Raw genomic sequence first — 24198 nt, forward strand, 5'->3', positions numbered from 1 at the left:
CGGGCTTTTTTGTGCGCGGCGTTCAGACCCGGAAGTGCCTGACTTGCTCGTACAGGTGCAAGGCCAGCGCGTTGGCGGTGTCGCACATCAGATACAGATGCTGCGCGGGAAGTGCCGGCAGTTCTGTGACGTGCCTCAGCCCTTCACCCATGCGGCTTTGCTCCATCAGGCCGGCAGCCACACCGCTGCGCACGCAGGCTTCTACCGCCGAAGAGTTGGGGCTTTCCAGCAGCACGCGGTGGTAAATTCCGTGGTCTTTCAGTGCCTGTAACGCCGCCGCACGGTACGGGCAACCCGCGATTGGCACGGTGATCGGCAGCGGCGCGTTTGGCGGGTAGTCGAAGTGCTCGGCGGCGACCCACAGCGGTTGCACGGGCCCCAGGCGCTCGCCCTGCGCCAGCGGCTGTGCGCTGACGGTGATGGTCAGGTCCAGTTGGTTTGCCATGAACAGGTTCAACAGTTCGCCACTGGTACGCGCCTCGATTTCCAGCTCCAACAGCGGGTTGTCGGCGATCAGGCGTGGCACAAACTCCTGGATGAAGGCGGGGGCATAGGTGTCGGGCACGCCCAGGCGGATCTTGCCTTGCATGCGCTGGGGCATCAGCGAGATCAGTAGGCGGTCGTGGCTCTTTAGAAACTCGGTGGTTTCGCCTAATAGCTTCCTGCCATACAGCGTCAGGTCAACGCCCTGGTTGCTGCGGCTGAACAGGCGTTGGCCGACCTGGTCTTCCAGTTTCTGGATTTGCGTGGTCACGGTGGAAGCGCTGCGGTGCACATGCTCGGCCGCTTCGTTGAAGCGGCCAAAGCGCGCGACAGCATGAAAGGTGCGCAACAGATCGATGTTCAGCTGTTTGGCCATGATTCTATTTATTCGGATTGATGGTGCGGGTTATTCAAATATACAGAAGCGTCCTCCTTCCTTAGCCTTGAAGTCAACCTATAAGGGCGGGAGGCTGCATGAAGCGATCAACGCTGGGATTGCTGCTGTTACAAGTGGCGTTTGTGCTGTCGTGGAGTTCGGGCTATATCGGCGCGAAGCTGGGCACCCAGGGCGGCGGTGCGTTCAACCTGCTGTTCTGGCGATTCTTGCTGGTGTCGCTATGCCTGGGGATGTTCCTGAACGTCAGGCTGTTGAAGGTGTCATGGGCGCAGGTCCGCCATTACGCGGTTGTCGGCTGCCTGTCGCAGTTTTTGTACCTGAGCTGCCTCTATGTGGCGATTCAGAACGGTTTGCCGCCGGGTATTGCGGCGATCATCGCAGCCTTGCAGCCGTTGATGACAGCAGCCCTGTCGACAGGCAGTGCCACTGAGCGCAGCGGCGGCTGGCAATGGCTGGGGCTGGTGATCAGCTTTATCGGCGTGGGCATCGTGATCGCCGGGCAGTACAGCCACGGCGCAAAAGAGGTTGGCCTGCTCATGTATGGGTTGCCGCTGATGTCGGCGCTGGGGCTGACGCTGGCAACGCTGTACGAGCGCCGTTCGCCGCAGAGCCAGAGTGCCGGTTTGCTGGTGCCGCTGTTTATCCAATCGCTGCTGACGTTGTTCGGCTTCACCGCCGCTGTGCTGTATACCGATACCTTGAGCATTCCCCATGACACCGACGTACTGGTGTCGATTGTGTGGTTGACGGTGTTTTCCACCTTTGCCGCCTATTTGAGCCTCTGGAGGCTGCTTCGCGTGATGACGGCCACCCAGGTTGCGGCGCTGGTTTATCTGGAGCCGCCGGTCACCCTGGTATGGGCGGCGTTGATGTTCGGCGACAGGATTCAGGCCTCGACCTACGCCGGCATCGCCGTCGTTATGGCCGGTCTGCTGCTGCTGCGCCTGAAGCGACCGACCGTCGCCTGCGCTTCTTGAGCCCTCAAGGTTCAGCAATCTGACAGACATCTCCTGTTAAAAATAACCCAAGCCCAGGCAGGAGCCCGGCTGGAACACAGGGGGATTTCTTTCAGATACAGGTACAGGGCGATCACGCCCGAGGGTTTTGTATGTTGCTACGTTACGCGGCAATGGCGGCGGTGGTCGTCGCGGCATCCGGGTGTGTGCAAGAGCGTGTCGTGCATGAACGCAGGCCAGTACAGCATGACTATGTAGAAGTCGTGGCGCCGCAGCCGCCGCCGGTGCAGGTGATCGAAGTCGAGCCGGCGGTGCGCGAAGGTTATATCTGGTCACGCGGTTACTGGCGCTGGGAAGGCGGACGCTATGTGGCGGTACACGGTCATTGGGAGCCGGTGCGCCAGGGCTATCGCTATGTGCATCCGCACTGGGTGCAGCGCAACGATGGTTACCACTGGCAGGTCGGTGGCTGGGTGCGCTGACCGAGCGGCCTCTCCCCTTTGTAGGAGCGAGCTTGCTCGCGAAAAAACCACGGGCGCCGCGTGCTACCTGAATGTTCGCGTAATCGTTGGCGTTTCTCGCGAGCAAGCTCGCTCCTACAAAAGACGGCCTAGCCGATCCGCTTCATGCCCGCTGCCTTGGCCGCGTTGAGGTCGAAGGTGGCGGTGTACTCGCAGCCGGCGGCATGGGCGCAGCGTTCGATCAGGCAATCGGCGAAGTCCGCCTTGTTCGCAACAAACTTGCGCAGTGCCTGCCAGATGATATCGGCGTGCTCAACCGTGAGCTCGCGCGTGTGCAACAGGGTTTCCAGCACCATCACCACATCGCTTTTGGCCGATTGGTAGCAGGACTGCAGTACCCACACCAACTCCACAATGGTCACCAGGCTGACAAAGCCCGGTGACGTAGCCGTCAGTGATTCGATCAGGTGGGACGCCTTGGCTGATTGAGCCGGCTCATCTTGAGTGACATAGCGCACCAGCACGTTGGTATCCAGCCCGATCATCCAGCGCTCGCTCCCCGTGCCGCGATGGCGCGGTTCATGTCCTCGATGGACACGGCATGGGCAGGTTTGTGAATCAACCCCTTGAGGTCCGTGACGGTTTTGCTCGCCGCGATCATGGAAAACTTGCCGTCTTCCATTTCGACGAATTCCACCCGGTCGCCTGTTTCCAGGCCGAGGGCTGTCCTGACCTGGACAGGGATGGTGATTTGCCCTTTTGAAGTAAGTGTGGCGGTCGCCATAGTGAAGATCTCCATCGTAATGCTCCTTACCCTAGGGTAAGGAATGACAGAGGACAATATCCGTTGGTCCATAGGTTGCTCGCAAAGGTGGGGTCGTTACTGGAACCCTAGTCCGGACTCGCGATTCCCACCTCTTCGGCCATGGGCCAAACCGATACAAACTATGACTGATCGCCGCTAGCTCACTGCACTACGCGATAGCACGGCACATACGCCGCTCCGCCAGGCAATTTCATACGGTGCTGAGCGACGAATGCTTTGAGCAGTTCATCCAGCGGTTTCATGATTGCCGGGTCGCCGTGAATCTCGTACGGGCCTTTTTCTTCGATCAGGCGGATCCCTTTGTCCTTCACGTTACCTGCCACGATCCCTGAGAATGCGCGGCGCAGGTTGGCCGCCAGTTCATGGGGCGCCAGCGCATGGTTCAGTTGCAGGCTGGCCATGTTTTCGTGGGTCGGATCGAAGGGGCGCTGGAAGCCTTCGTCAATCTTCAGCAGCCAGTTGAAGTGGAACGCGTCATTGCGCTCGCGCCGGAACTGCTTCACCGCCTTGAGCCCGGCGGTCATCTGGCGTGCGACTTCGGCCGGGTCGTCGATGATGATCTGGTAGTGTTTCTGGGCCGCTTCGCCAAGGGTCGCGCCGACGAAGGCGTGCAGTTGCTCCAGGTAAGGCGCTGCATGTTTGGGCCCGGTAAGCACAACCGGGAACGGCAGGTCGCGGTTGTCCGGGTGCATCAGGATGCCCAGCAGGTAGAGGAATTCCTCGGCAGTACCCGCGCCGCCGGGGAAGATAATGATGCCGTGGCCGACACGCACAAAGGCTTCGAGGCGTTTCTCGATGTCCGGCAGGATCACCAGCTCGTTGACGATCGGGTTTGGCGCTTCGGCGGCGATGATGCCCGGCTCGGTCAGGCCCAGGTAGCGGCCACCGGTGATGCGCTGTTTGGCGTGGGCAATGGTCGCGCCTTTCATCGGCCCTTTCATGACGCCGGGGCCGCAGCCGGTGCACACGTCGAGGCTGCGCAGGCCCAGTTCGTGGCCGACTTTTTTGGTGTATTTGTATTCTTCGGTGTTGATGGAGTGGCCGCCCCAGCACACCACGATCTTCGGCTCGACGCCTGCGCGCAGCGTACGGGCGTTGCGCAGCAGGTGGAACACGTAGTCGGTAATGCCCTGGGAGTCGCTCAGGTCGATGCGCTGGCTGCCCAGTTCGTTCTCGGTGTAGACGATGTCCCGCAGGGCGCTGAACAGCATTTCGCGGGTGCTGGCGATCATTTCGCCATCGACGAAGGCATCGGCTGGGGCGTTGAGCAGTTCCAGGCGTACGCCGCGGTCCTGCTGATGGATACGTACTTCGAAGTCTTTGTAGGCGTCGAGAATGGTCTTGGCGTTGTCGATATGCGCGCCGGTGTTGAGGATGGCCAGGGCGCACTGGCGGAACAGGGTGTAGATACTGCCGCTGCCGGCTTCACTCAGTTGTTGCACTTCACGTTGGGACAGGGTTTCGAGGCTGCCCTTGGGGCTGACGGAGGCATTGATCACTTGACGTTGGGGCATTCTGATTCCTTGAAAGCACAGCCACCGCCGCCATGAAGGCGCGATGGCTTGAGAATGAGGCGCGCCGTATAAGGTCGCACGAGACAGTATTTACCTCAGGCGCAACGCCGAGCGCAAATACCGTCCAGCACCATCATGCCGCAGAACTTACTGGATCAGCTTCCAGTTTTTGTAGAAAACCCGACGCAGGGTAAACACCAGGCCGGCAAAGCCGGAGATCACGGCGTTCAACACGGCGGGCACGCGGCTCGGTCGAACGATATCGATGAACAGGCAGTAGCGTTTCGCGTCGTTCTTGTTGAAGGACGCATGCATCAATGTGTCATCGAAGATAAACAGTGGGTCGTTGTGCCAATAGTGCTTGTGCTTGCCCACCTGGATATACACACCCTCGTGGTGCGGCGCCGGCGCCATGTTGTAGAGCACGCGAAACATCATGCGCAGCGGGCCGAAATGGAAGGACGTGGAGCGGTTCTCGTTGAACACCGACACGCCGATGGTCTTCACAAATGGCAGTTTCTTGCGCAGTTGCGGGATGTCCAGCGTGGTTTCGATCGGCCGACCGTACCACTGGAAAAACAACATGCCGCGTTTCTTCTCGGCCATGCGCTCATCCAGGTAACCGATGATTTCTTCCTTGCGCGCCATGGCGTCGTCGATGACCTGTTGCAGGTCTTCGCGCCAGGCGGGCGGCAGGTCGCGCATCGTGTAGACATGGCGGTTGCGGCTGCTCACCAGGTCGAACAGGGTATTGAACGGCGCCAGAATCCAAGTGTTGCGGCCGTTGCCGATGAAATATTTCTTGATGGTGTCGCGGTCATACAGGCCATTACGCAGGAAGTCATAAAGGCCGCAAACCACCACCAGCAGCAAAAATACCAGGCTGGAACGCGGGAAACAGGCGATGAACAGTAAAACGCCGAGCACCCAGGCGAGGGATATCAGCTTTTTACCAACGGCACTTTTGCTCATGAAACGCGGCTCCACCTTGAAACATAATGAAACAATATCGTCATGATAAGGGTTTATCGCGAGCGCAGGCGTTTTAAATAGTTCGAAAATTGTGAAGCCGCTGCACAATTTGTAACCGCGGCCAGGCACGACCCGGGTCGGGGGTGGATTGAATTTTGAGAACAGAAGATTTGCGACTATCGTGACGCTTCGGTTTTTCAGACGTCATAGACCGGTACGATTGAAGTTGAATGGCCACCACTGGCCTTCGGCACCTTGGAAGAGGCAGAATTTTTATGATCATCAAACCGCGGGTTCGTGGCTTTATCTGTGTGACGGCTCACCCTGTTGGCTGTGAAGCGAACGTCAAGCAGCAGATCGACTACGTCACCCAGCACGGCGCCATCGAAGGCGGCCCAAAGAAGGTGCTGGTCCTCGGCGCTTCCACCGGTTACGGCCTGGCCGCGCGCATCAGTGCCGCGTTTGGCTGCGGCGCCGATACCCTGGGCGTGTTTTTTGAGAAAGAAGGCGAAGAAGGCAAACTGAGCTCCGCCGGCTGGTACAACAGCGCGGCGTTCGAGAAGTTTGCCGTGGAAAAAGGCCTGTACGCCAAGAGCATCAATGGCGACGCGTTCTCCGATGAGATCAAGCGCCTGACCATCGAAACCATCAAGAAAGACCTGGGCAAAATCGACCTGGTGGTCTACAGCCTGGCCGCGCCACGCCGTACCGACCCGCAAGGCGTGGTGCACACCTCCACCCTCAAGCCGATCGGTAAGGCTGTGACCCTGCGCGGCATCAACACCGACAAGGGCGTCGTGGTCGACACCACCCTTGAGCCAGCCAACCAGGAAGAAATCGACGGCACCGTCAAAGTGATGGGCGGCGAAGACTGGCAACTGTGGATCGACGCCCTGCGTGACGCCGATGTACTGGCCGAAGGCGCCAAGACCACGGCGTTCACCTACCTCGGTGAGAAGCTGACCCAGGACATCTACTGGAACGGTTCCATTGGCGAAGCCAAGAAAGACCTGGACAAGAAAGTCCTGACCCTGCGCGAAAACCTCGCCGCACTGAAGGGCGACGCGCGCGTATCGGTGCTCAAGGCCGTGGTCACCCAGGCCAGCTCGGCGATCCCGATCATGCCGTTGTACCTGTCGCTGCTGTTTCGCGTGATGAAAGAGCAGGGCACCCACGAAGGTTGCATCGAGCAAGTCTACGGCCTGTTCAAGGACAGCCTGTACGGCAGCGAGCCGAAGCTGGACGCCGACGGCCGCCTGCGCGCCGACCTCGCCGAGCTGGAGCCGAAAGTCCAGGACGCCGTGGCCGCGCTGTGGAATCAGGTGACCGATGAAAACGTCAACGAAATCAGCGATTTTGCCGGTTACAAGGCTGAGTTCCTGCGTTTGTTCGGTTTTGAAATCGAGGGCGTGGACTACGAGGCGGACGTGAACCCGACCGTCAAGATCAACGGTCTGGTCCAGGCGTAAATGCCCCACGGTAGCGGCTTCGGTAAGCGAATTACCGGGCCGCTGTCTGACCGACTCTGAATTGAATAGGGAGCGGTGAATTTTCAGACCGTTCCTACTCTTGCTTACCTTCTGCTGTGGGTCATGAGCGTGCCAAACTGGCTGACTCATCTTGCGCAAACGGGAGCACATCCATGACGATTCGCGCAGTAGTGTTTGATTTCGGCGGTGTGTTGTTTGACTGGAACCCGCAGCATCTGTACCGCAAGCTCATCGCCGACGAGCAGGAGCGGCAATGGTTTCTCGACAATATCTGCACCCAGGCCTGGAACACCGAGCAGGACGCCGGCCGCACCCTCGCTGAAGCCACCCGCAGCCTGATTGAGCAACACCCCCAACATCAAACCTTGATCCAGGCGTATTACGAGCGCTGGCACGAGATGTTGCGTGGTGAATTGCCCGAAGGTGTCGCGATTCTCACCGCGTTGCACCAAGCGAATATGCCATTGTTCGGGTTGACCAACTGGTCGGCGCAAACCTTTCCCTACGCCCGCGAACATTACCCGTTCCTGGAATGTTTCCGCGATATCGTCGTCTCGGGCCAGTTGAAACTGATCAAGCCTGACCCGGCGATCTACCATGCCAGCCTCGCTCAGGTGCGCGCCCATTTGCCGGATATCCAGCCAGATGAAGTGGTGTTCATCGATGACGTCGCCGGTAATGTCGAAGCGGCCATGGCCCTTGGCTGGCAGGGCATTCACCATGTGTCGGCCGAGCGGACTGCCGCCCATCTGCGCGAGTTGGGGGTGAGCACCTAGCGCGCCCACTTCTCCATGGCGAAGTCGACGAAAGCGCGCAGCTTGGGCAAGCGATAACGGTCCTGGCGATACAGCAAGTGCATCGGGCGGCTGGACAGTTGATAGTGGGTCAGCAAGGCCACCAGCTTGCCGCTCTCCAGGTCCGGTTGCACCAGGGCATCGGCCAGCATGATCACGCCCATGCCGTTTATGGCTGCCTGGCGCAAGCCTTGCGAGCTGTTGATGGTCAGGGAGCCGCTCACCGGAACCTCCACCTCGCCTTCCGCACCGGTCATGCGCCAAAGCTTGCTGGTGTCGCGCCAGTTGTCGGTTGCAGGGTAGGCAAACGCCAGGCAGTCGTGCTGGCGCAGGTCATCGGGCGTTGATGGGGTGCCACGTCGCGCCAGGTAGGCCGGTGATGCGCAAAGGGTAAGCGTGTAGGCCTGCATGGGCCTGGCGATCAGGCTGGAGGGTTCCAGTTCGCCAAGACGGATCGCTACGTCGAAGCCGCTGTCGACCAGGTCCATCCGTTCGTTGCTCAGCTTCACGTGCAGGTCGATCAGCGGGTAGCGCTGGGAAAATTCGCTCAGGGCCGGTGCCAGGCGTTCGGTGCCGAACACCGGGGGGGCGGTGATACGCAAACTGCCTTTAGGGGTTTCGCTGTGGATCTGCTCTGCCAGTAGCTCGGAGTCCGCCACCAGCCCCAGCACCTCCAGGCAGCGCTGGTAGTACTGCCCGCCAAATTCCGTGAGGCTTTGTTTGCGCGTGGTGCGTATCAGCAGGCTGACGCCCAGGCGTTGCTCCAGGGCGCGCAGGTGATTGCCGACCATGGTGGTCGACATCCCGCATTCCTGCGCGGCGGCGGTCATGCTGCCGGCCTCTACCACTTTGACGTACACCGACATCGCCTGGAACACGTCCATTATCAATCCCTGCTTCAAGGTCATTGCATCAAAGCGCAGTTTATCTACTCAGGGTGGCTAACGATACTGACGCTCTCTCACTGATTGACTGGAGCCTGCCACCATGACCGCCGCCTGCCTGATGAGCACGTATCAACCCTTGGCCCTGAGCTTCAGCCGTGGCTTGGGCACGCGTCTGTGGGACCAGCAGGGCCGCGAATACCTGGACGCGGTTGCCGGCGTGGCGGTGACCAACGTCGGCCATTCCCACCCCCGGCTGGTCACGGCCATCCGCGAGCAGGCCGGGTTGCTGCTGCACACCTCCAACCTCTACAACATCGACTGGCAGCAGCGCCTTGCCCTGCGCCTGACCCAGTTATCCGGGCTGGACCGCGTGTTTTTCAATAACTCCGGGGCTGAAGCCAACGAGACGGCGTTGAAACTGGCGCGGTTGCATGGCTGGAAAAAAGGCATCGAGGAGCCGTTGGTGGTGGTGATGGAAAACGCCTTTCACGGGCGCACCCTGGGCACCATGGCGGCCAGTGACGGGCCTTCGGTGCGCTTGGGTTTTCAGCGCTTGCCGGGTGATTTCATCAAGGTGGGGTTTGGCGATATCGACGCATTGGAACGCATCACCCGGCAGTTCGGGCCGCGCATCGCCGCCGTGCTGTTGGAGCCGATCCAGGGCGAAAGTGGCGTGTTGCCCGCACCTCCCGGTTACCTGCAAGCCTTGCGCGATCACTGCACGCGCCACGGCTGGCTGATGATGCTTGATGAAATACAAACGGGCATTGGCCGGACCGGGACCTGGTTCGCCTTCCAGCACGACGGCATCGTCCCCGACGTGATGACCCTGGCCAAAGGGCTCGGCAACGGCGTGCCGATTGGCGCCTGCCTGGCCCGCGCCGCCGTGGCCCAGTTGTTCACGCCCGGCAGTCACGGCAGCACCTTCGGCGGCAACCCGCTGGCGTGTCGTGTCGGTTGCACGGTGCTGGACATCATCCAAGAGCAGGGCTTGTTGCACAACGCCGCGCAGCAGGGCGAACGCTTGCTGGCGCGGCTGCGGGTGGAATTGAGCGAGCACCCGCAGGTCGTGGCGATTCGTGGGCAGGGCTTGATGATTGGCATCGAACTGGCCAGCGCCCACCGTGACCTGGCCCAACGCGCGGCGCACGAACATGGGCTGCTGATCAACGTGACGCGGGGCAAAGTGATCCGGCTGTTGCCGCCGCTCACGCTGGATGCCAAGGAAGTCGAGATGATCGTGCGGGCTATCACGCGTCTATTGGACTGAAACCCGATCCATATGTAGGAGCTGGCTTGCCTGCGAAGGCGGAGTGTCAGTCACCCGATTCATTGGCGGGTCTACCGATATCGGGAGCAAGCCCCCTCCCACAGGGGATGCGTCACTTCTAGAGGTCATTACCGTTCAGCCATTCCTGGTTCAGGGTCTCTGTGTCTCCCAGGTATTCCAACAACCAGGCCATGGCCGGGGACAGTTTGTTCTGCGCCCAGGCCACGCAGGACGGGCTGGCTGGGAAGGGCCGGTGCAGCTGCAGCGCCACCAGCTCACCGCGTTCTATCCACGGCAGCACCTGATGCGCCGGAGCCATGCCTACGCACAGCCCATCGCGCAGGCAGTCGATGGCCGAGGACCAGTTGGGTACCACCAGGCGGCGCTGGTTATCCAGGGTCCAGGTGTCGCGCTTGGGCAGGTTGCGCGAGGTGTCGGTCATGCACAGGGAGGCGAACGGGCGCAGTTGATCGTCACTGAGCAGGCCGCTGACGCTGGCCAGGGAATGCTTGGCGCTGACCACGCACAACCAGTTCAACAAGCCCATGTCGCGAAAGGTGAAGTGGCTGGCCACCGGCACCGCGCTGGTGGCGCCGATCACGATGTCGGTGCGCTCGTCCGCCAAGGCATCCCATACGCCGTTGTACACCTCGTATTCGAGCAGCAATTCCACTTCGGGAAACTGCCGATAGAAATCCAGCACCAACTGCCGACAGCGCTGCGGCTTGACGATGGAGTCAACCGCCACCTTCAGTTGACCGCTCCAGCCATTGGCCACTTGCTGGCACAGGCGCCGTGTGCCGAGCATTTTTTTCATCACGCCACGGGCTTCGTCTATAAACAGGCGGCCGGCGGGCGTCAGCTCCACGTCGCGGTGGCGCCGTATAAACAGGGGGACCGCCAGCCACTCCTCAATCTGACGCACCGTATAGCTGATGGCCGACGGTACGCGATGCAGTTCCTGCGCGGCGGCGCTGAAGCTGCCGTGGCGTGCGACGGCATCCACTACATCCAGCGAGTATTCGGACCACATGGCGGCTGCCTTCAAAATTATTGATAGGAATGTCCAATTATTATCGCTTCACAGGGAAACTGTCGGCTTCATAATGGGCCCCAGTCAGCAAATAGTTTGATGGCAGGATCTACAAGGCTTCAATGAAAAATTCTTTTGGTTTCACAGGGTATCTGGCGGGGCTGAGCATGCTCGGTTATCTCGCCATGGACATGTATCTGCCGGCGTTTGGCGCCATGGGCACGCAGTTGCAGATTGGCGCCGGCGCCGTGGGCGCCAGCTTGAGTATTTTCCTGGCCGGTTTTGCCGTAGGGCAATTGCTCTGGGGCCCATTGTCCGACCGGCTCGGGCGCAAGCCGGTGCTGCTCACCGGGTTGAGCCTGTTTGTGTTGGGGTGCCTCGGCATGTTCTGGGTGCAGACTGCGCCGCAACTCTGGGCGTTGCGTTTTATCCAGGCGATCGGCGTGTGTTCCGCCGCCGTGAGCTGGCAGGCACTGGTGATTGATCGCTACCCGGCCGACAAGGCTCACCGCGTGTTCGCCAGTATCATGCCGCTGATGTCGCTGTCGCCGGCATTGGCGCCGTTGTTGGGCGCGATGGTGCTGAACCACTTTGGCTGGCAGGCGATTTTTGGCGTGTTGCTGGGCGTGTCGTTGCTCTTGCTGCTGCCAACCGTGTTTCTGCGCAGCCCGCCCAAGCGTGAGGCCGACGAACCTGTGCGCCTGGGCTATGGGCAGTTGCTCACCTCAAGGATATTCACGGGCAATGTGATGATATTCGCCGCCTGCTCCGCCAGTTTCTTTGCCTGGCTGACCGCGTCGCCGTTCATCCTTGGCGCCATGGGTTACAGCCCGAACGACATCGGCCTCAGTTACTTATTGCCGACCCTGGCGTTTCTCATTGGCGGCTACAGTTGCCGCAGCGCCTTGCAGCGCCTGCCGGGCAAGACCCTGCTGCCGTGGCTGCTCGGCTTCTATTGCCTGAGCATGGTGGCGTTGTATCTGGTTGCGACCCTGACAGTGCCGACCCTTACTACCTTGCTTATTCCGTTCTGCCTGATGGCGCTGTGCAACGGTGCCAGCTACCCCATCGTAGTGGCGAATGCACTGATGCCGTTTGCGGAAAATTCCGGCAAGGCGGCGGCGCTGCAAAATACCCTGCAGCTGGGCCTGTGCTTTCTCGCCAGCCTGGTGGTGTCTTCAATGATCGAGCAACCGCTGTTGATTACTGCGATCGTGATGCTGGCGACCGCGCCGCTGGCGGTGCTGGGTTATTGGCTGGCACGTCCGAAGGCCGGGCGTTCGGCGCTGGCAAACGCTTAAGCTGATAACGGGGTCAAAAATGTGGGAGGGGGCTTGCCCCCGATAACGGAGTGTCAGTGCCAGCTAGGCTAGCTGATCCACCGCTATCGGGGGCAAGCCCCCTCCCACATTTGGATTGAGTTAATTCAGTGATTTAAGTGGACGCCTAGAACGTCACTTCGATATTCACCGTCGGCGTCGATGTGCGGCTACCCCGGCCACCGTCCACGCCGAACTTGTTGTGCCAGTACTCGTAGCCCACGCCCAGGTAGAGGTTCGGCTTGACGCTCTTGCCCGGCCGCACCGCCACCATCAGCGCGGTGCGCATCAGGGCCTCCGGCGCGGTATCGCGGCCGTGATAGTCCTCGCCTTTGTCCCCCACGTAATTGATGAAACCCTGGAATTTGGCCGCATGGTTGGCGATCTCGAAAGGGCGCATCCACGTCAGATTGAGCATGTAGGTGTCGTCGAAGGTGTGGTTCGATTCCTTCGCCCCGGGAATGCCGGTGTGGTTCTTTTCCTTGTAGTACATCAGGCTCAGGTCCAGCACACCGACGGTGTTGAATTTCAAGGTGGGGCCGATCACCAGTGCGCGTTTTTTGGCGGAGGCAAAATTGTTGTTGCGGTTGGCGTCGAAGCCCAGCGTCAGCGCGTAGTCCTTGATCAGCCCGGTGCCCAGCGGCGTGTCCAATACCCGTGAGGCATACAGCTGGTGCCGGTACACCGCGTACACCTCGCTGCCACCGTGGTCGGTGCCCTTGCGCGGGTCTTTGCTGTCGGACAGGAACACATCCAGGTTGAGAAAGTTGCTGCCGTACTGGTAGCCGCTGGCGTGGGTGAAGCTGTAGATGCGCTTGCTGAAGTCGTCGGGGTTGTTGGGGTTGGTGAAGTGCTGGCCGTAGCGAAACCCTACGCTGTTGTTCATCCATTCCACTGCGACTGCCTCCCCGCCGCCGAGGAGGGTCAATGCGACGGTGGCGCCCTGCAATGCCTTTTTCATTCTGTTGGGTCCTTTGGCGTTCTGGCTTATAGCGGCCGGATTGTTTTTGTAACGCCGCGGCAGGGTATCTTGTTCGATTGATTGTATACAACTCTATGGACATACAGTCTCGACATTGCATACAGTGAGCGCACAACAAAAACAGAGAACCCCTCACCATGACTATCCCTAAGGCGTCACCGCAGCGGCCCGAAGATGAAAATCTCGGCGTCGCCGCCAACATGGCTTACGGCCTGCAGCATGTGCTCACCATGTATGGCGGTATCGTTGCCGTACCCTTGATCGTCGGCCAAGCGGCCGGGTTGTCGCCAGCGGATATCGGCCTGCTGATCGCCGCATCGTTGTTTGCCGGTGGCCTGGCCACGTTGTTGCAAACCCTGGGTTTGCCGTTCTTCGGTTGTCAGTTGCCGCTGGTACAGGGTGTGTCATTCGCCGGTGTGGCGACGATGGTGGCGATCGTTGGCAGCGACGGGGCAGGGGGCGTGCCGGCGATTCTCGGCGCGGTCATGGCCGCCTCGTTCATTGGTTTATTGATTACTCCGGTGTTCTCGCGCATCACCAAATTCTTCCCGCCGTTGGTGACGGGCATCGTGATTACCACCATCGGCCTGACCCTGATGCCCGTGGCGGCGCGCTGGGCCATGGGCGGCAACAGTCGCGCGGCGGATTTCGGCAGCATGCCAAATATCGGCCTGGCGGCGCTGACGCTGGTGCTGGTGCTGTTGCTGAGCAAAATCGGCAGTGCAGCCATTTCGCGCTTGTCGATTTTGCTCGCGATGGTGATTGGCACCGTGATCGCGGTGTTCCTGGGCATGGCTGACTTCTCTGCGGTCACCCAGGGGCCCATGTTCGGTTTCCCCACGCCTTTCCATTTCGGCATGCCGACCTTTCACGTGGCGGCGATCATTTCCATGTGCATCGTGGTGATGGTCACGCTGGTGGAAACCTCGGCGGACATCCTGGCGGTGGGCGAGATCATCGACACTAAAGTCGACTCCAAACGCCTCGGCAACGGCCTGCGCGCCGACATGCTGTCGAGCATGTTCGCGCCGATCTTCGGTTCATTCACGCAAAGTGCCTTCGCCCAGAACGTCGGCCTGGTGGCGGTTACCGGGGTGAAGAGTCGATTTGTGGTGGCAACCGGCGGGGTATTTCTGGTGGTGCTTGGCCTGCTGCCGTTCATGGGCCGGGTGATTGCCGCCGTGCCCACCTCGGTGCTAGGCGGTGCCGGCATTGTGCTGTTCGGCACGGTGGCGGCCAGCGGCATTCGCACGCTGTCCAAGGTGGATTACCGCAACAACATGAACCTGATCATCGTGGCCACGAGTATCGGTTTCGGCATGATCCCCATCGCCGCACCCAGCTTCTATGACCAGTTTCCCAGCTGGTTCGCGACCATTTTCCATTCGGGCATCAGCTCGTCGGCGATCATGGCGATCTTGCTGAACCTGACGTTCAACCATTTCACCGCCGGCAACTCGGACCAGCAATCGGTATTCGTGGCGGGCACCGAGCGCAGTTTGTGCTTTCGTGACGTCGCGGCGTTGCGCGATGGCGATTACTACCGAGGCGGGAAGTTGTTCGATGCCGAGGGCAAGGAGATTCCGTTGGTGGCAGATGCTTTGAGAAAAACATCAAAGCCTGAGCCTACCGAAGTCTAAATGTGGGAGGGGGCTTGCTCCCGATAGCGGTGTGTCAGTGTCAGCTAGGCTAGCTGATCCACCGCTATCGGGGGCAAGCCCCCTCCCACATTTGCAATTCAGCTGGCTTTGAGGGCTGTGTGCTGCATTGAACACACCTCATCCAGAAACTTCACCACGGTGCCCATGCACGCTTGGCGTTCTTCCACATGGGGCATGTGGCTGGAGTCTTCAAACAGCGCCCAGCGCACATCCGCGATTTCATCCAGGAACGGCTTGACCACCAGCGGCGTGGCTTCGTCATGACGACCGGAGATCACCAGGGTCGGCACCTGGATGGCCGACAGGCGACCTATCACGTTCCAATCCTTCAAGCTGCCGATCACATGGAACTCGGTCGGGCCGCTCATGGCGTGGTACACGGTCGGGTCGGCGTCGACCTGGGCAAAGGTGCGCGCCACTTCTTCCGGCCACGGGTTGACCCGGCATACGTGCTGATCGTAGAAAATCCGCGAGGCGGCCTGGTATTCGGGGTCCTGGTAGTTGCCGGTGGCTTCATGCTTGAGCAAGGTTTCATGCACGCCTTCTGGCAACAACTGGCGCAGCCGATTGGCCTCGCTGACCCAGGTGCGCATGCACGTCGGGGAATTGGCCGGGATAAACGCGCGCAGGCCCTTGGGCTGCAAGATGGCATGCTCGCTGCCGAGCATGCCGCCCCAGGACTGCCCGAGGATCGCGTAGTTGTCGCTGATTTGCAGGTGGTCGAGCAGGTTGTTCAACTCGTCGAGGAACAGGCTGATGGTCCAGAACGCGGAGGGTTTTTCAGGCAAGTGCGTAGAGCGACCGTTGCCCAATTGGTCGTAATGAATGACCGCATGGCCGCTGGCGGCCACATCCTTGAATGCGTCGACGTAATCGTGGGTGCAGCCAGGGCCGCCATGGATGATCACCAGCGGTGTGCGGCCTGTGCTCAGGTCACCGGTGATGCGATACCAGGTCTGATAGGCGCCGAAGGGCGCGTAGCCTTCGCGGACTTTGTCGATGAATTCCATTTCGTACCCTGCTTTGAAAAAAAGGATCAGGGCTACGATAGTCTGCACGCCACGTTTAGGTAACTAGCAAAACAGCTAGGTTTTTGCGAAGGATCATTCGTCCAGTAGCCGGTAGTGCGTGGCGCGTACCACCGCCTGCACGCGGTTCTTGGCCCCCAATTTGTGCATGGCGGACGCCAGGTGCAGGGTGACCACCGCCAGCGAACGGCTCAATTGCGTGGCGATCTCGGCTGCAGTGAGGCCGTCGGCGGCCCATTTCAGGCATTCGCGCTCGCGTTTGGTCAGGTGGATATGCGGGTAGGTGCGCAACGCTTTGTTAAACAAAGGATAAGCCGCTTCCTGTAACGCATGGCTGATCACGCTGAAGTCCGACAGGGTGTGCTGCGCATCCTTCAATACGGTGCTCGCCTTGCCGGTGCGCAAGCCGGTCAGCGAGGCGAAGCCTCCGCGGGGCAGGTGGATCGGTACGCTGACGCCACAGGTCAGCTGCTGTTCGTGCAGGTAGGAAGAAACCGGTGCGTGGCACGGGTCGATAATCTTCTGCAGTGCCGTCTCGGCCTTGGCCTCATAAGACCAGACGAAGGGCGACACGCTGCTCAAGGCCAGGTGTTGCACCGGATCGATCTGGTAGAACCCTTCGCTGCACCACAAGGCGTGCCAGTCGGTCGGCGTGTTGCGCAGTTGCAGCACCGAGGGCGTGATCAGCGCACCATTGAGGTCGATGGGCACCGGCGTGTAGTCGTACACCAGCGCATCGAAGCCCAGCTGCTGGGCGAGGATAAACGTATTGTCCATCTGCTCGTCCAGGCTCCTGCCTGGCATCAGACGATTATTGAAGGCAGTTAGCTTGGCCAGCATCCGTTCTGCTCCCGAATTCATTTGAATCTCGACTTGCTGCAAGTAGAATGCCACGCCCCGGCGAAGGACTGCCAGGCCAAACCTATAAGAAGTACTAGGTTATGGACGCGCGGCATCCTCGGTAGTGTTGACGTGATAAACGGCCACTACCTGCCAGGCCGATACAACACAAGGAATGTATGCATGTGGCGTGAAATTGCCCCCGACCAGCAGTACAACGTGCAAGTCGACGGCCATAACCTCGTGGTCTACAGCTTTGGCGAAGGCGATGAGGTGCTGCTGTGCCTCAACGGCGGCCCGGGCCTGCCGTGTGACTACTTGCGCGACGCCCACGGCTGGCTCAAAGACCATAACCTGCGAGTGGTTGCATTCGACCAGCTAGGCACGGGCGCATCAGCCAGACCGGACGACGTTTCCCTGTGGGAAATCGGCCGTTATGTCGAAGAAGTCGAAACCGTTCGCCAGGCCCTGGACCTGGGCCGTGTGCACCTGCTCGGGCATTCCTGGGGCGGTTGGCTGGGCATCGAGTACGCCATCCATTACCCCGACCGCCTGAAAAGCCTGATCCTGGAAAACACCGTCGGCGATATTCCCCACCTGTCCCAGGAGCTGGAGCGCCTGCGCGGCGCCCTCGGCAGCGAAACCGTGGCCATGATGCAGCGTCATGAAGCCATGGGTACCCTCGATCATCCGCAGTACCAAGCCGCCATCACCTTGCTCAACTATCGCCACGTGTGCCGCCTGGATGAATGGCCGGAACCGGTCAAACGCTCCCTCGGCGACTGGAACATGGGGCCTTACCAAACCATGCAGGGGCCCAACGAATTCCTGTATGTCGGCAACCTCAAGGACTGGAACCGCATCCCCGAAATGGCCGATTTCAGCATGCCGATGCTGATCACCACCGGCCAGCACGACGAACTCACGCCGGCCTGCGCCATGCGCATGAAGATGGCGGCCCGGCACGCCGAATTGCACGTATTTCCCAACAGCAGCCATATGCCGTTCTACGAAGAACCCCAGGCGTATTTCCCGGTGCTGCTGGACTTTCTCGCCCGCCACCGAGGCTGACGGATGAACCTGGCGCGCTACCGTTTTGTGCTGTCCCGGCCCCTGCAATTGTTGCCGGTGCTGCTGGGCATCAGTTTGATCACCTTCGCGCTGGTGCGCTCGATCCCGGGCGATCCGGCGCGTGCGCTGCTGGGCTCGCGCAGCACGCCGGACGCGTTGCTGAAAATCCGCGCCCAGTACGGCCTCGATGAGCCGTTGTGGCTGCAGTACTTCTACTTCCTGAAGAACCTGCTCAAGGGCGACCTCGGCCAATCGCTGCTGTACAAGGTCGACGCGCTCAAGCTGATCGCCACCCGTATCGAACCGACCCTGGTGCTGGTGTTGGGCAGCGTGGTGCTGGCGCTGCTGATCGCGGTACCGCTGGCGACCCTGGCGGCGCGCAATAAAGGCGGCTGGACAGACAACCTGATCCGCGTCTTCACCACGGTCGGCCTGGGCATGCCGGCGTTCTGGCTGGGCCTGATGCTGATTCTGCTGCTGAGCGTGCAATGGGGCCTGTTTCCGGTGTCTGGCTATGGCCGCACCTGGCTGGACAAGGCCCACCACATGGTGCTGCCATGCCTGACAATTGCCCTGGCGCTGTCGGCGGTGCTGGTGCGTAACCTGCGCGCCAGCATGCTGGTGGAGCTGCAGGCTGACCACGTCACCGCAGCGCGGGCGCGGGGGCTGTCCGAAGCCGCGGTATTTCGCCGCCATGTCATGCCCAACTCGCTGGTGCCTGCGGTCAATCTGCTGGCCGTGAATATCGGCTGGCTGATCAGCGGCACGGTGGTCATCGAAAGCCTGTTCGCCATTCCCGGCATCGGCCAGTTGCTGGTGCGCGGGATATTTACCCGCGATTACATGGTGGTGCAGGGCGTGGCGATGGTGCTGGCCTGCGCGACGGTGGTGGTCAACTTCGTTGCCGATGTGGTTACGGTGGCCCTCGACCCACGGGTGAAGATGCAATGAGTGGTCGCCTACTGATAGCTCCCTGGCGCCTGCGCCTGCGCTTTGGGTTTCGCAATGGTCGGCTGACGGCCGCGTGGGGCCTCTTGATACTGCTCGCCTGGTTGGCCCTGGCGCTGTTCGCGCCGTGGATCGCGCCGTACGACCCGATTGCGCAGAACACCGACATGAGCCTGCTGGCCCCCGGTGCTGCGCACCCGTTCGGCACGGATAACTACGGTCGCGACATTCTTTCGCGGGTGATCTGGGGCGCGCGCATCGACCTGCAACTGGCGATTGTCGGGGTGATCTTCCCGTTCATGATCGGCACATTCGTCGGTGCGGTGTCCGGCTATGTCGGCGGGCGCTTCGACACGGTGTGCATGCGCGTGATCGATGTGGTCCTGGCGTTTCCGTTTTTGGTGCTGATGCTGGCGATCATGGCCATTCTTGGGCCTGGACTGCAGAGCTTTTACATCGCCATGGCGCTGGTGGGCTGGGTGTCGTATGCGCGGTTGATCCGCTCGCAGATCCTGGTGCTCAAGGAAAGCGATTTTGCCCTGGCCGCCAAGAGCCTGGGGTTTGGCCATGGGCGCATCCTGTTCCGGCATTTGCTGCCCAATGCGTTGTTTGGCTCGATTGTGTTTTCCATGTCCGACGCGGTGCTGGTGCTGCTCAACGGGGCTGCCGTGAGTTACCTGGGCCTGGGCGTGCAACCACCCACCGCTGAATGGGGGACGATGGTCGCCGAGGGCCAGGCCTTTATCACCACCGCCTGGTGGATTTGCACGTTTCCGGGGTTGGCGATTGTGACCCTGGCCATGGGCTTCAGCCTGCTGGCCGACGGTGTGGCCCAGGTGCTGGGGGATCGGGCATGAGCCTGCTGCAGGTGCGCGACTTTAGCGTGATCGCCGATAACGCCGGGCGCGAGCTGAGCCTGGTCGACCGCGTGTCCTTTGACCTGGCCGAAGGCGAAATCCTGGGCCTGGTCGGCGAAAGCGGTTCGGGCAAGACCATGGCCTGTCGCGGTCTGATGCGCCTGTTGCCTTCGCCCAGCCTGCGCGTGCAAGGCGGCGCGGTAGAACTGGCCGGCCAGGACCTGTTGCGCCTGGATGAAGCCGGCATGCGCGCCGTTCGTGGCGGGCAACTGGGCATGATTTTTCAGAACCCCAGCAGTCACCTGGACCCCTTGATGCGTATCGGCGAGCAGATCGCCGAGGGTATCCGCCTGCATCAAGGCGCCTCGAAAAAAGACGCACGCCGGCAGGCCATCGACGTGCTGCGCCAAGTGGGCATTCCCGACCCGCAGGCGCGGGTTGACAACTACCCCCATGAGTTTTCCGGCGGCATGCGCCAGCGCGCGATGATTGCCGTGGCGCTGGGGTGCAACCCGCAGGTGCTGATCGCGGACGAGCCCACCACCGCCCTCGACGTGACGGTGCAGGCGCAAATCCTGCGGCTGTTGCTCGACCTTCGCGACCGGCGTGGCCTGGCGATCATCATGATCACCCACGACCTCGGCGTGGTCGCGCAAAGCTGCGACTCCATCGCGGTGATGTATGCCGGACGCCTGTGCGAACACGGCAGCAAATACGAACTGCTGGCCCATCCGCAGCATCCGTACACCGCTGGCCTGATCGACTGTCAGCCGGCCCATAGCAGCGGGCATGCCTTGCTGCGCACGATCCCAGGCCAGCCACCGCTGCTCGACGCATTGCCTGGCGGTTGCCGCTTCAACCCCCGCTGCCCGCAGGCCGGCGCCCTGTGTACCGAGCTTTTGCCCGAAGGCGCGCGGGTCGCCTGCCACTATCCCCTCGGAGGGCGCCCATGAGCCTGTTGCAGATCAAGGACCTGGAGGTGCGCTTTGCGGCGTCCGGCAGCGGCCTGTTTGGGTTGAACAGGCAGTGGGTGAGGGCGGTGAACGGGGTTTCGCTGAACCTGGCGGCGGGGCAAACCCTTGGGCTGGTGGGCGAGTCCGGCAGCGGTAAAAGCACCTTGGGGCGGGCGATTTTGCACCTGAACCCGATCAGCGCCGGGCAGGTGTTGTTTGACGGTGTCGACATGGCTCAGGGCAGCGCCATGGATATCGCGCGGTTGCGCCAGGAAACCGCGATGATCTTCCAGGACCCGTATGCGGCCCTGAACCCGCGTCACACCGTCGGCGAAACCCTGGCCGAAGTGTTGCGGGTGCAGCGCAAGGTTGCGCCGCAGCACATCCGCGCCCGTGTCGATGAACTGCTGGAGCTGGTGGGCCTGCGGCCCGAATTCGCTTCGCGCAAGCCGGGCTCCCTCAGCGGCGGCCAGTGCCAACGCGTGGGGATTGCCCGAGCGCTGGCGGTGGAGCCGCGCTTGATCGTCGCCGACGAATGCGTGGCCGCGTTGGACGTGTCGATCCAGGGCCAGATCATCAACCTGCTGCTGCAACTGCAACAGCGCATGAACCTGGCGATTCTATTTATCGCCCATGACCTGGCCATCGTGCGCCGCCTGTGCGACCGCGTGGCGGTGATGTACCTGGGCCGGATCGTCGAGGAAGGCCCGGTGGAGGCGGTGTTCACCGCACCGCGTCATCCGTATACGGCGGCGTTGATCCAGGCGATTCCGCAGATTGACCCGCATCGTCCGTTACCGGCGCAGCCGCTGCCCGGTGAGCCACCCAGCCCACTGAATCTGCCCAGCGGGTGCGCGTTTCACCCCCGTTGCCAGTATGCCCAAGCCATGTGTTCCGAGGTGTTGCCGCCCACCCATTCATTGCACGAGCATCGATACAGTTGCGTGCTTGAACAACCGTTGACCCTTCCTGCCCATCATGAACAAGGAGTTATGACATGCAATCGCGCCATCTGAAGTTGCTCGCCGCCGCCACGCTGACCGCCTGGTCCCTCACTGCCGGCCTGGCCCAGGCCGCCGGCGTGCTGACCATCGGCTGCCGAGAGGACAGCACCACCTTTGACCCGATCAAGAGCGCGCAGAACCGCGACACCTGGGTGTTCGCCAACGTCTACGACACCCTGGTGCGCGTGGACAACCTGGGCACCAAGATGGAACCGGGCCTGGCTGAGAGTTGGGACATCTCCAAGGACGGCCTGACCTACACCTTCAAGCTGCGCGAGGCGAAATTTTCCGACGGTTCGCCGATCACCGCCAGCGATGCGGCATTCAGCCTGTTGCGCATCCGCGATAACAAGGCGTCGCTGTGGAGCGACCCGTTCAGCCTGATCGACACCGCCAAGGCCAGCGATGCGAAGACGCTGGTGGTCACCCTGAAAACCCCGGCGGTGGCGTTTCTCTCGCAACTGGCGTCGCCAACGGTGTCGATCCTGTCGGAAAAAGCCATGACAACCATGGGCGAAGACGCCTACTCGGAAAACCCGGTGACCTCCGGCGCGTTCACCGTGGACGAATGGCGCAAGGGCGACCGCGTGATCCTGAAGAAGAACCCGAACTTCTGGCAGGCCAGGAACGTGAGCCTGGATGGCGTGGAATGGGTGTCGGTGACCGACGACAACACCCGCATGCGCATGGTGCAGAACAACGAGTTGGACACGGCGATCTTCGTACCTTTCTCCCGCGTTGAAGAGCTGAAGAAAGACCAGAACGTGGTGATCCATGCCGACCCTTCCACCCGCGAAGATCACTTGCTGATCAACCACGCTCACGGCCTGTTGGCCAAGCCTGAGGTGCGTGAAGCGCTGGACATGGCCATCGACAAGCAATCGCTGGTCAAGACCGCCACTTACGGTCAAGGCACCGTGGCTTATTCCTACATTCCAAAGGGCTCGCTCTACCACTACGCCAACAACCTGCAGCGCCCGTATGACCCGACTGCCGCGAAAAAACTGCTGGAGCAGGCCGGTGCCAAGGATTTGAAGCTCAACTACGTGGTCAACGCCGGCAATGAAGCCGACGAGCAGATTGCGGTGATCATCAAGGATCAACTGGCCAAGGTCGGCGTCACCGCCAACCTGCAGAAGGTTGATCCGACCCAGAGCTGGCAGATGCTGGTGGACGGTGAGTACGATATTTCGGTGATGTACTGGACCAACGACATCCTCGACCCGGACCAGAAGACCACCTTCGTGCTGGGCCACGACACCAACCAGAACTACATGACCCGCTACAAGAACGACAAGGTCAAGGCGCTGGTGGCCCAGGCCCGCATCGAGGCCGACCCGGCCAAGCGTGAACAGATGTATGTGGAGTTGCAGAAGCTGGCGAAACAGGACGTGAACTGGATCGACCTGTATTACAGCCCTTACATCAACATCTCACGCAAGAATGTCAGCAACTTCCTGCAGAACCCGCTGGGGCGCTTCACCCTTGAGGAAGTCGTGAAAAACTAACTTTCGCAGAACGCTGCAATACCAATGTGGGAGGGGGCTTGCCCCCGATAGCGGCGAGTCAGTCAATACATGCATTGACTGACACACCGCATCGGGGGCAAGCCCCCTCCCACATTTTGTTCCACTTGTGTCGGCGGTTACTGCGCGTCAAATGCCTGCCCGTTGATACCCGCACTGTCCGGCCCCATCAGGTACAGGTACACCGGCATGATCTCTTCCGGCGCCGGCCGCTCCATCGGGTTTTCCCCTGGGTACGCCTGAGCCCGCATGCTGGTGCGGGTACCGCCCGGGTTGATGCTATTGGCGCGCACTGCGGCCACATCTTCCAGTTCATCGGCCAGGGTTTGCATCAAGCCTTCGGTGGCGAATTTGGACACGCCATAGGCGCCCCAATAGGCACGGCCCTTGCGCCCGACGCTGCTGGACGTGAACACCACCGACGCATCCTGAGACAGCTTGAGCAGCGGCAGCAAGGTGCTGGTCAGCATGAACATCGCGTTGACGTTGATGTGCATCACCCGCATGAAATTCTCGCCGGACAACTGTTCGATAGGCGTACGCGGGCCGATGATCGAGGCGTTGTGCAGCAGGCCGTCGAGGTGGCCGAATTCCTTTTCGATCATCGCCGCCAGCTCATCGTATTGATGGGGCAGGGCGGTCTCCAGATTGAACGGGATCACCACCGGTTGCGGGTGGCCGGCGGCTTCGATTTCGTCATACACCTGGGCCAGGTTGGCTTCGGTCTTGCCCAGCAACAGCACGGTGGCGCCGTGGGCGGCGAAGGTTTTCGCCGCGGCCGCGCCGATCCCACGGCCGGCGCCGGTCACCAGGATGATGCGGCCTTTGAGCAGTTCTGGAGGTGCAGCGTAATCAAACATAAATAGCCTCGACAAAATTCAGTATGTGGCTAAAACCCAAACAGTACACAAATCCAAATGTGGGAG

Annotated in this window: 24 protein-coding genes; 13 read left to right on the forward strand and 11 right to left on the reverse strand. The window is 61.0% G+C overall.

Annotation, left to right across the window (positions count from 1 at the left end; all coding sequences use genetic code 11):
• Positions 1 to 22 precede the first annotated feature (22 nt).
• Entirely contained in the window at positions 23 to 859 is an 837-nt protein-coding gene (locus SC318_RS07895) for a LysR family transcriptional regulator (RefSeq protein ID WP_320430305.1), read from the reverse strand.
• A 98-nt stretch (positions 860 to 957) separates the two neighbouring features.
• Here SC318_RS07895 and SC318_RS07900 point away from each other — a divergent pair, with 98 nt between their 5' ends.
• A complete protein-coding gene (locus tag SC318_RS07900; RefSeq protein WP_320430306.1) occupies positions 958 to 1857 on the forward strand; it encodes a DMT family transporter in 900 nt (299 codons plus the stop codon).
• 131 nt (positions 1858 to 1988) lie between these two features.
• Positions 1989 to 2318 carry a hypothetical protein gene (locus SC318_RS07905; RefSeq protein WP_320430307.1) on the forward strand — a complete coding sequence of 110 codons (330 nt, stop codon included), beginning with the start codon at positions 1989 to 1991 and terminating at the stop codon, positions 2316 to 2318.
• A gap of 128 nt (positions 2319 to 2446) precedes the next feature.
• Here SC318_RS07905 and SC318_RS07910 read toward each other — a convergent pair whose 3' ends face one another.
• From SC318_RS07910 to SC318_RS07925, 4 genes are all read right to left on the reverse strand, one after another.
• Positions 2447 to 2842, reverse strand: a complete 396-nt coding sequence (locus tag SC318_RS07910; protein ID WP_320430308.1) for a type II toxin-antitoxin system VapC family toxin — start codon at positions 2840 to 2842, stop codon at positions 2447 to 2449.
• Positions 2839 to 3096 carry an AbrB/MazE/SpoVT family DNA-binding domain-containing protein gene (locus SC318_RS07915; RefSeq protein ID WP_320430309.1) on the reverse strand — a complete coding sequence of 86 codons (258 nt, stop codon included), beginning with the start codon at positions 3094 to 3096 and terminating at the stop codon, positions 2839 to 2841. Before SC318_RS07915 ends, SC318_RS07910 begins: the two co-directional genes overlap by 4 nt.
• A gap of 167 nt (positions 3097 to 3263) precedes the next feature.
• Entirely contained in the window at positions 3264 to 4637 is a 1374-nt protein-coding gene (gene ppnN / locus SC318_RS07920) for a nucleotide 5'-monophosphate nucleosidase PpnN (RefSeq protein ID WP_320430310.1), read from the reverse strand.
• Between the two features lie 147 nt (positions 4638 to 4784).
• Complete coding sequence (locus tag SC318_RS07925) at positions 4785 to 5609, reverse strand: aspartyl/asparaginyl beta-hydroxylase domain-containing protein (RefSeq protein ID WP_320430311.1); 825 nt, start codon at positions 5607 to 5609, stop codon at positions 4785 to 4787.
• Between the two features lie 275 nt (positions 5610 to 5884).
• On the opposite strand from SC318_RS07925, the gene fabV reads away from it, so the two are divergent.
• Both fabV and SC318_RS07935 read left to right on the forward strand, forming a co-directional pair.
• A complete protein-coding gene (gene fabV, locus SC318_RS07930; RefSeq protein WP_320430312.1) occupies positions 5885 to 7078 on the forward strand; it encodes an enoyl-ACP reductase FabV in 1194 nt (397 codons plus the stop codon).
• 173 nt (positions 7079 to 7251) lie between these two features.
• On the forward strand, positions 7252 to 7875 hold the full coding sequence (locus tag SC318_RS07935; RefSeq protein ID WP_320430313.1) for an HAD family hydrolase: 624 nt from the start codon (positions 7252 to 7254) through the stop codon (positions 7873 to 7875).
• Here SC318_RS07935 and SC318_RS07940 read toward each other — a convergent pair.
• Positions 7872 to 8777, reverse strand: a complete 906-nt coding sequence (locus SC318_RS07940; RefSeq protein WP_320430314.1) for a LysR family transcriptional regulator — start codon at positions 8775 to 8777, stop codon at positions 7872 to 7874. The two genes, SC318_RS07935 and SC318_RS07940, sit on opposite strands and share 4 nt — an antisense overlap.
• Positions 8778 to 8880: 103 nt before the next feature.
• Here SC318_RS07940 and SC318_RS07945 point away from each other — a divergent pair, with 103 nt between their 5' ends.
• Complete coding sequence (locus tag SC318_RS07945) at positions 8881 to 10050, forward strand: aspartate aminotransferase family protein (protein WP_320430315.1); 1170 nt, start codon at positions 8881 to 8883, stop codon at positions 10048 to 10050.
• 118 nt (positions 10051 to 10168) lie between these two features.
• Here SC318_RS07945 and punR read toward each other — a convergent pair whose 3' ends face one another.
• Positions 10169 to 11083 (reverse strand): DNA-binding transcriptional activator PunR, encoded by a 915-nt coding sequence (punR, locus tag SC318_RS07950; protein ID WP_306492170.1) that lies wholly within the window; start codon positions 11081 to 11083, stop codon positions 10169 to 10171.
• 122 nt (positions 11084 to 11205) lie between these two features.
• On the opposite strand from punR, the gene punC reads away from it, so the two are divergent.
• Positions 11206 to 12384, forward strand: a complete 1179-nt coding sequence (punC, locus tag SC318_RS07955; RefSeq protein WP_320430316.1) for a purine nucleoside transporter PunC — start codon at positions 11206 to 11208, stop codon at positions 12382 to 12384.
• A gap of 145 nt (positions 12385 to 12529) precedes the next feature.
• Here punC and SC318_RS07960 read toward each other — a convergent pair whose 3' ends face one another.
• Positions 12530 to 13363: a nucleoside-binding protein gene (locus SC318_RS07960; protein ID WP_320430317.1), complete on the reverse strand. Its 834-nt coding sequence runs from the start codon at positions 13361 to 13363 to the stop codon at positions 12530 to 12532.
• 158 nt (positions 13364 to 13521) lie between these two features.
• On the opposite strand from SC318_RS07960, the gene SC318_RS07965 reads away from it, so the two are divergent.
• The gene (locus SC318_RS07965) at positions 13522 to 15024 is read left to right on the forward strand and encodes a nucleobase:cation symporter-2 family protein (protein ID WP_320430318.1); all 1503 of its coding nucleotides are present in this window, start codon (positions 13522 to 13524) and stop codon (positions 15022 to 15024) included.
• 98 nt (positions 15025 to 15122) lie between these two features.
• On the opposite strand, the gene SC318_RS07970 is transcribed toward SC318_RS07965, so the two are convergent.
• Positions 15123 to 16055: a proline iminopeptidase-family hydrolase gene (locus tag SC318_RS07970; RefSeq protein ID WP_320430319.1), complete on the reverse strand. Its 933-nt coding sequence runs from the start codon at positions 16053 to 16055 to the stop codon at positions 15123 to 15125.
• Between the two features lie 93 nt (positions 16056 to 16148).
• Positions 16149 to 16913, reverse strand: a complete 765-nt coding sequence (locus tag SC318_RS07975; RefSeq protein WP_320430320.1) for a LuxR family transcriptional regulator — start codon at positions 16911 to 16913, stop codon at positions 16149 to 16151.
• A 183-nt stretch (positions 16914 to 17096) separates the two neighbouring features.
• Here SC318_RS07975 and SC318_RS07980 point away from each other — a divergent pair, with 183 nt between their 5' ends.
• Genes SC318_RS07980 through SC318_RS08005 form a run of 6 tightly spaced genes read left to right on the forward strand, consistent with a single transcriptional unit; the run spans position 17097 to position 23254 of the window.
• Positions 17097 to 17984, forward strand: coding sequence for a proline iminopeptidase-family hydrolase (locus tag SC318_RS07980; protein ID WP_320430321.1), 888 nt, complete (start codon positions 17097 to 17099; stop codon positions 17982 to 17984).
• A 3-nt stretch (positions 17985 to 17987) separates the two neighbouring features.
• Positions 17988 to 18935: an ABC transporter permease gene (locus SC318_RS07985; RefSeq protein WP_320430322.1), complete on the forward strand. Its 948-nt coding sequence runs from the start codon at positions 17988 to 17990 to the stop codon at positions 18933 to 18935.
• On the forward strand, positions 18932 to 19789 hold the full coding sequence (locus SC318_RS07990) for an ABC transporter permease (protein ID WP_320430323.1): 858 nt from the start codon (positions 18932 to 18934) through the stop codon (positions 19787 to 19789). Before SC318_RS07985 ends, SC318_RS07990 begins: the two co-directional genes overlap by 4 nt.
• Positions 19786 to 20742 (forward strand): ABC transporter ATP-binding protein, encoded by a 957-nt coding sequence (locus SC318_RS07995; protein WP_320430324.1) that lies wholly within the window; start codon positions 19786 to 19788, stop codon positions 20740 to 20742. Before SC318_RS07990 ends, SC318_RS07995 begins: the two co-directional genes overlap by 4 nt.
• Positions 20739 to 21758, forward strand: coding sequence for an ABC transporter ATP-binding protein (locus tag SC318_RS08000; RefSeq protein ID WP_320430325.1), 1020 nt, complete (start codon positions 20739 to 20741; stop codon positions 21756 to 21758). The genes SC318_RS07995 and SC318_RS08000 overlap by 4 nt, the downstream gene beginning before the upstream one ends.
• Entirely contained in the window at positions 21740 to 23254 is a 1515-nt protein-coding gene (locus tag SC318_RS08005; protein WP_320430326.1) for an ABC transporter substrate-binding protein, read from the forward strand. Before SC318_RS08000 ends, SC318_RS08005 begins: the two co-directional genes overlap by 19 nt.
• A gap of 137 nt (positions 23255 to 23391) precedes the next feature.
• Here SC318_RS08005 and SC318_RS08010 read toward each other — a convergent pair whose 3' ends face one another.
• On the reverse strand, positions 23392 to 24132 hold the full coding sequence (locus SC318_RS08010) for a YciK family oxidoreductase (RefSeq protein ID WP_320430327.1): 741 nt from the start codon (positions 24130 to 24132) through the stop codon (positions 23392 to 23394).
• Positions 24133 to 24198 lie beyond the last annotated feature (66 nt).

The sequence above is a fragment of the Pseudomonas sp. MUP55 genome (assembly GCF_034043515.1).
Taxonomy (GTDB): Bacteria; Pseudomonadota; Gammaproteobacteria; order Pseudomonadales; family Pseudomonadaceae; genus Aquipseudomonas.

What these genes read in the sequence shown, in the direction of transcription:
- SC318_RS07895 (WP_320430305.1), bottom strand. Translation starts at nt 859, where the DNA reads ATGGCCAAACAGCTGAACATCGATCTGTTGCGCACCTTTCATGCTGTC.
- SC318_RS07900 (WP_320430306.1), top strand. Translation starts at nt 958, where the DNA reads ATGAAGCGATCAACGCTGGGATTGCTGCTGTTACAAGTGGCGTTTGTG.
- SC318_RS07905 (WP_320430307.1), top strand. Translation starts at nt 1,989, where the DNA reads ATGTTGCTACGTTACGCGGCAATGGCGGCGGTGGTCGTCGCGGCATCC.
- SC318_RS07910 (WP_320430308.1), bottom strand. Translation starts at nt 2,842, where the DNA reads ATGATCGGGCTGGATACCAACGTGCTGGTGCGCTATGTCACTCAAGAT.
- SC318_RS07915 (WP_320430309.1), bottom strand. Translation starts at nt 3,096, where the DNA reads ATGGAGATCTTCACTATGGCGACCGCCACACTTACTTCAAAAGGGCAA.
- ppnN (WP_320430310.1), bottom strand. Translation starts at nt 4,637, where the DNA reads ATGCCCCAACGTCAAGTGATCAATGCCTCCGTCAGCCCCAAGGGCAGC.
- SC318_RS07925 (WP_320430311.1), bottom strand. Translation starts at nt 5,609, where the DNA reads ATGAGCAAAAGTGCCGTTGGTAAAAAGCTGATATCCCTCGCCTGGGTG.
- fabV (WP_320430312.1), top strand. Translation starts at nt 5,885, where the DNA reads ATGATCATCAAACCGCGGGTTCGTGGCTTTATCTGTGTGACGGCTCAC.
- SC318_RS07935 (WP_320430313.1), top strand. Translation starts at nt 7,252, where the DNA reads ATGACGATTCGCGCAGTAGTGTTTGATTTCGGCGGTGTGTTGTTTGAC.
- SC318_RS07940 (WP_320430314.1), bottom strand. Translation starts at nt 8,777, where the DNA reads ATGGACGTGTTCCAGGCGATGTCGGTGTACGTCAAAGTGGTAGAGGCC.
- SC318_RS07945 (WP_320430315.1), top strand. Translation starts at nt 8,881, where the DNA reads ATGACCGCCGCCTGCCTGATGAGCACGTATCAACCCTTGGCCCTGAGC.
- punR (WP_306492170.1), bottom strand. Translation starts at nt 11,083, where the DNA reads ATGTGGTCCGAATACTCGCTGGATGTAGTGGATGCCGTCGCACGCCAC.
- punC (WP_320430316.1), top strand. Translation starts at nt 11,206, where the DNA reads ATGAAAAATTCTTTTGGTTTCACAGGGTATCTGGCGGGGCTGAGCATG.
- SC318_RS07960 (WP_320430317.1), bottom strand. Translation starts at nt 13,363, where the DNA reads ATGAAAAAGGCATTGCAGGGCGCCACCGTCGCATTGACCCTCCTCGGC.
- SC318_RS07965 (WP_320430318.1), top strand. Translation starts at nt 13,522, where the DNA reads ATGACTATCCCTAAGGCGTCACCGCAGCGGCCCGAAGATGAAAATCTC.
- SC318_RS07970 (WP_320430319.1), bottom strand. Translation starts at nt 16,055, where the DNA reads ATGGAATTCATCGACAAAGTCCGCGAAGGCTACGCGCCCTTCGGCGCC.
- SC318_RS07975 (WP_320430320.1), bottom strand. Translation starts at nt 16,913, where the DNA reads ATGCTGGCCAAGCTAACTGCCTTCAATAATCGTCTGATGCCAGGCAGG.
- SC318_RS07980 (WP_320430321.1), top strand. Translation starts at nt 17,097, where the DNA reads ATGTGGCGTGAAATTGCCCCCGACCAGCAGTACAACGTGCAAGTCGAC.
- SC318_RS07985 (WP_320430322.1), top strand. Translation starts at nt 17,988, where the DNA reads ATGAACCTGGCGCGCTACCGTTTTGTGCTGTCCCGGCCCCTGCAATTG.
- SC318_RS07990 (WP_320430323.1), top strand. Translation starts at nt 18,932, where the DNA reads ATGAGTGGTCGCCTACTGATAGCTCCCTGGCGCCTGCGCCTGCGCTTT.
- SC318_RS07995 (WP_320430324.1), top strand. Translation starts at nt 19,786, where the DNA reads ATGAGCCTGCTGCAGGTGCGCGACTTTAGCGTGATCGCCGATAACGCC.
- SC318_RS08000 (WP_320430325.1), top strand. Translation starts at nt 20,739, where the DNA reads ATGAGCCTGTTGCAGATCAAGGACCTGGAGGTGCGCTTTGCGGCGTCC.
- SC318_RS08005 (WP_320430326.1), top strand. Translation starts at nt 21,740, where the DNA reads ATGCAATCGCGCCATCTGAAGTTGCTCGCCGCCGCCACGCTGACCGCC.
- SC318_RS08010 (WP_320430327.1), bottom strand. Translation starts at nt 24,132, where the DNA reads ATGTTTGATTACGCTGCACCTCCAGAACTGCTCAAAGGCCGCATCATC.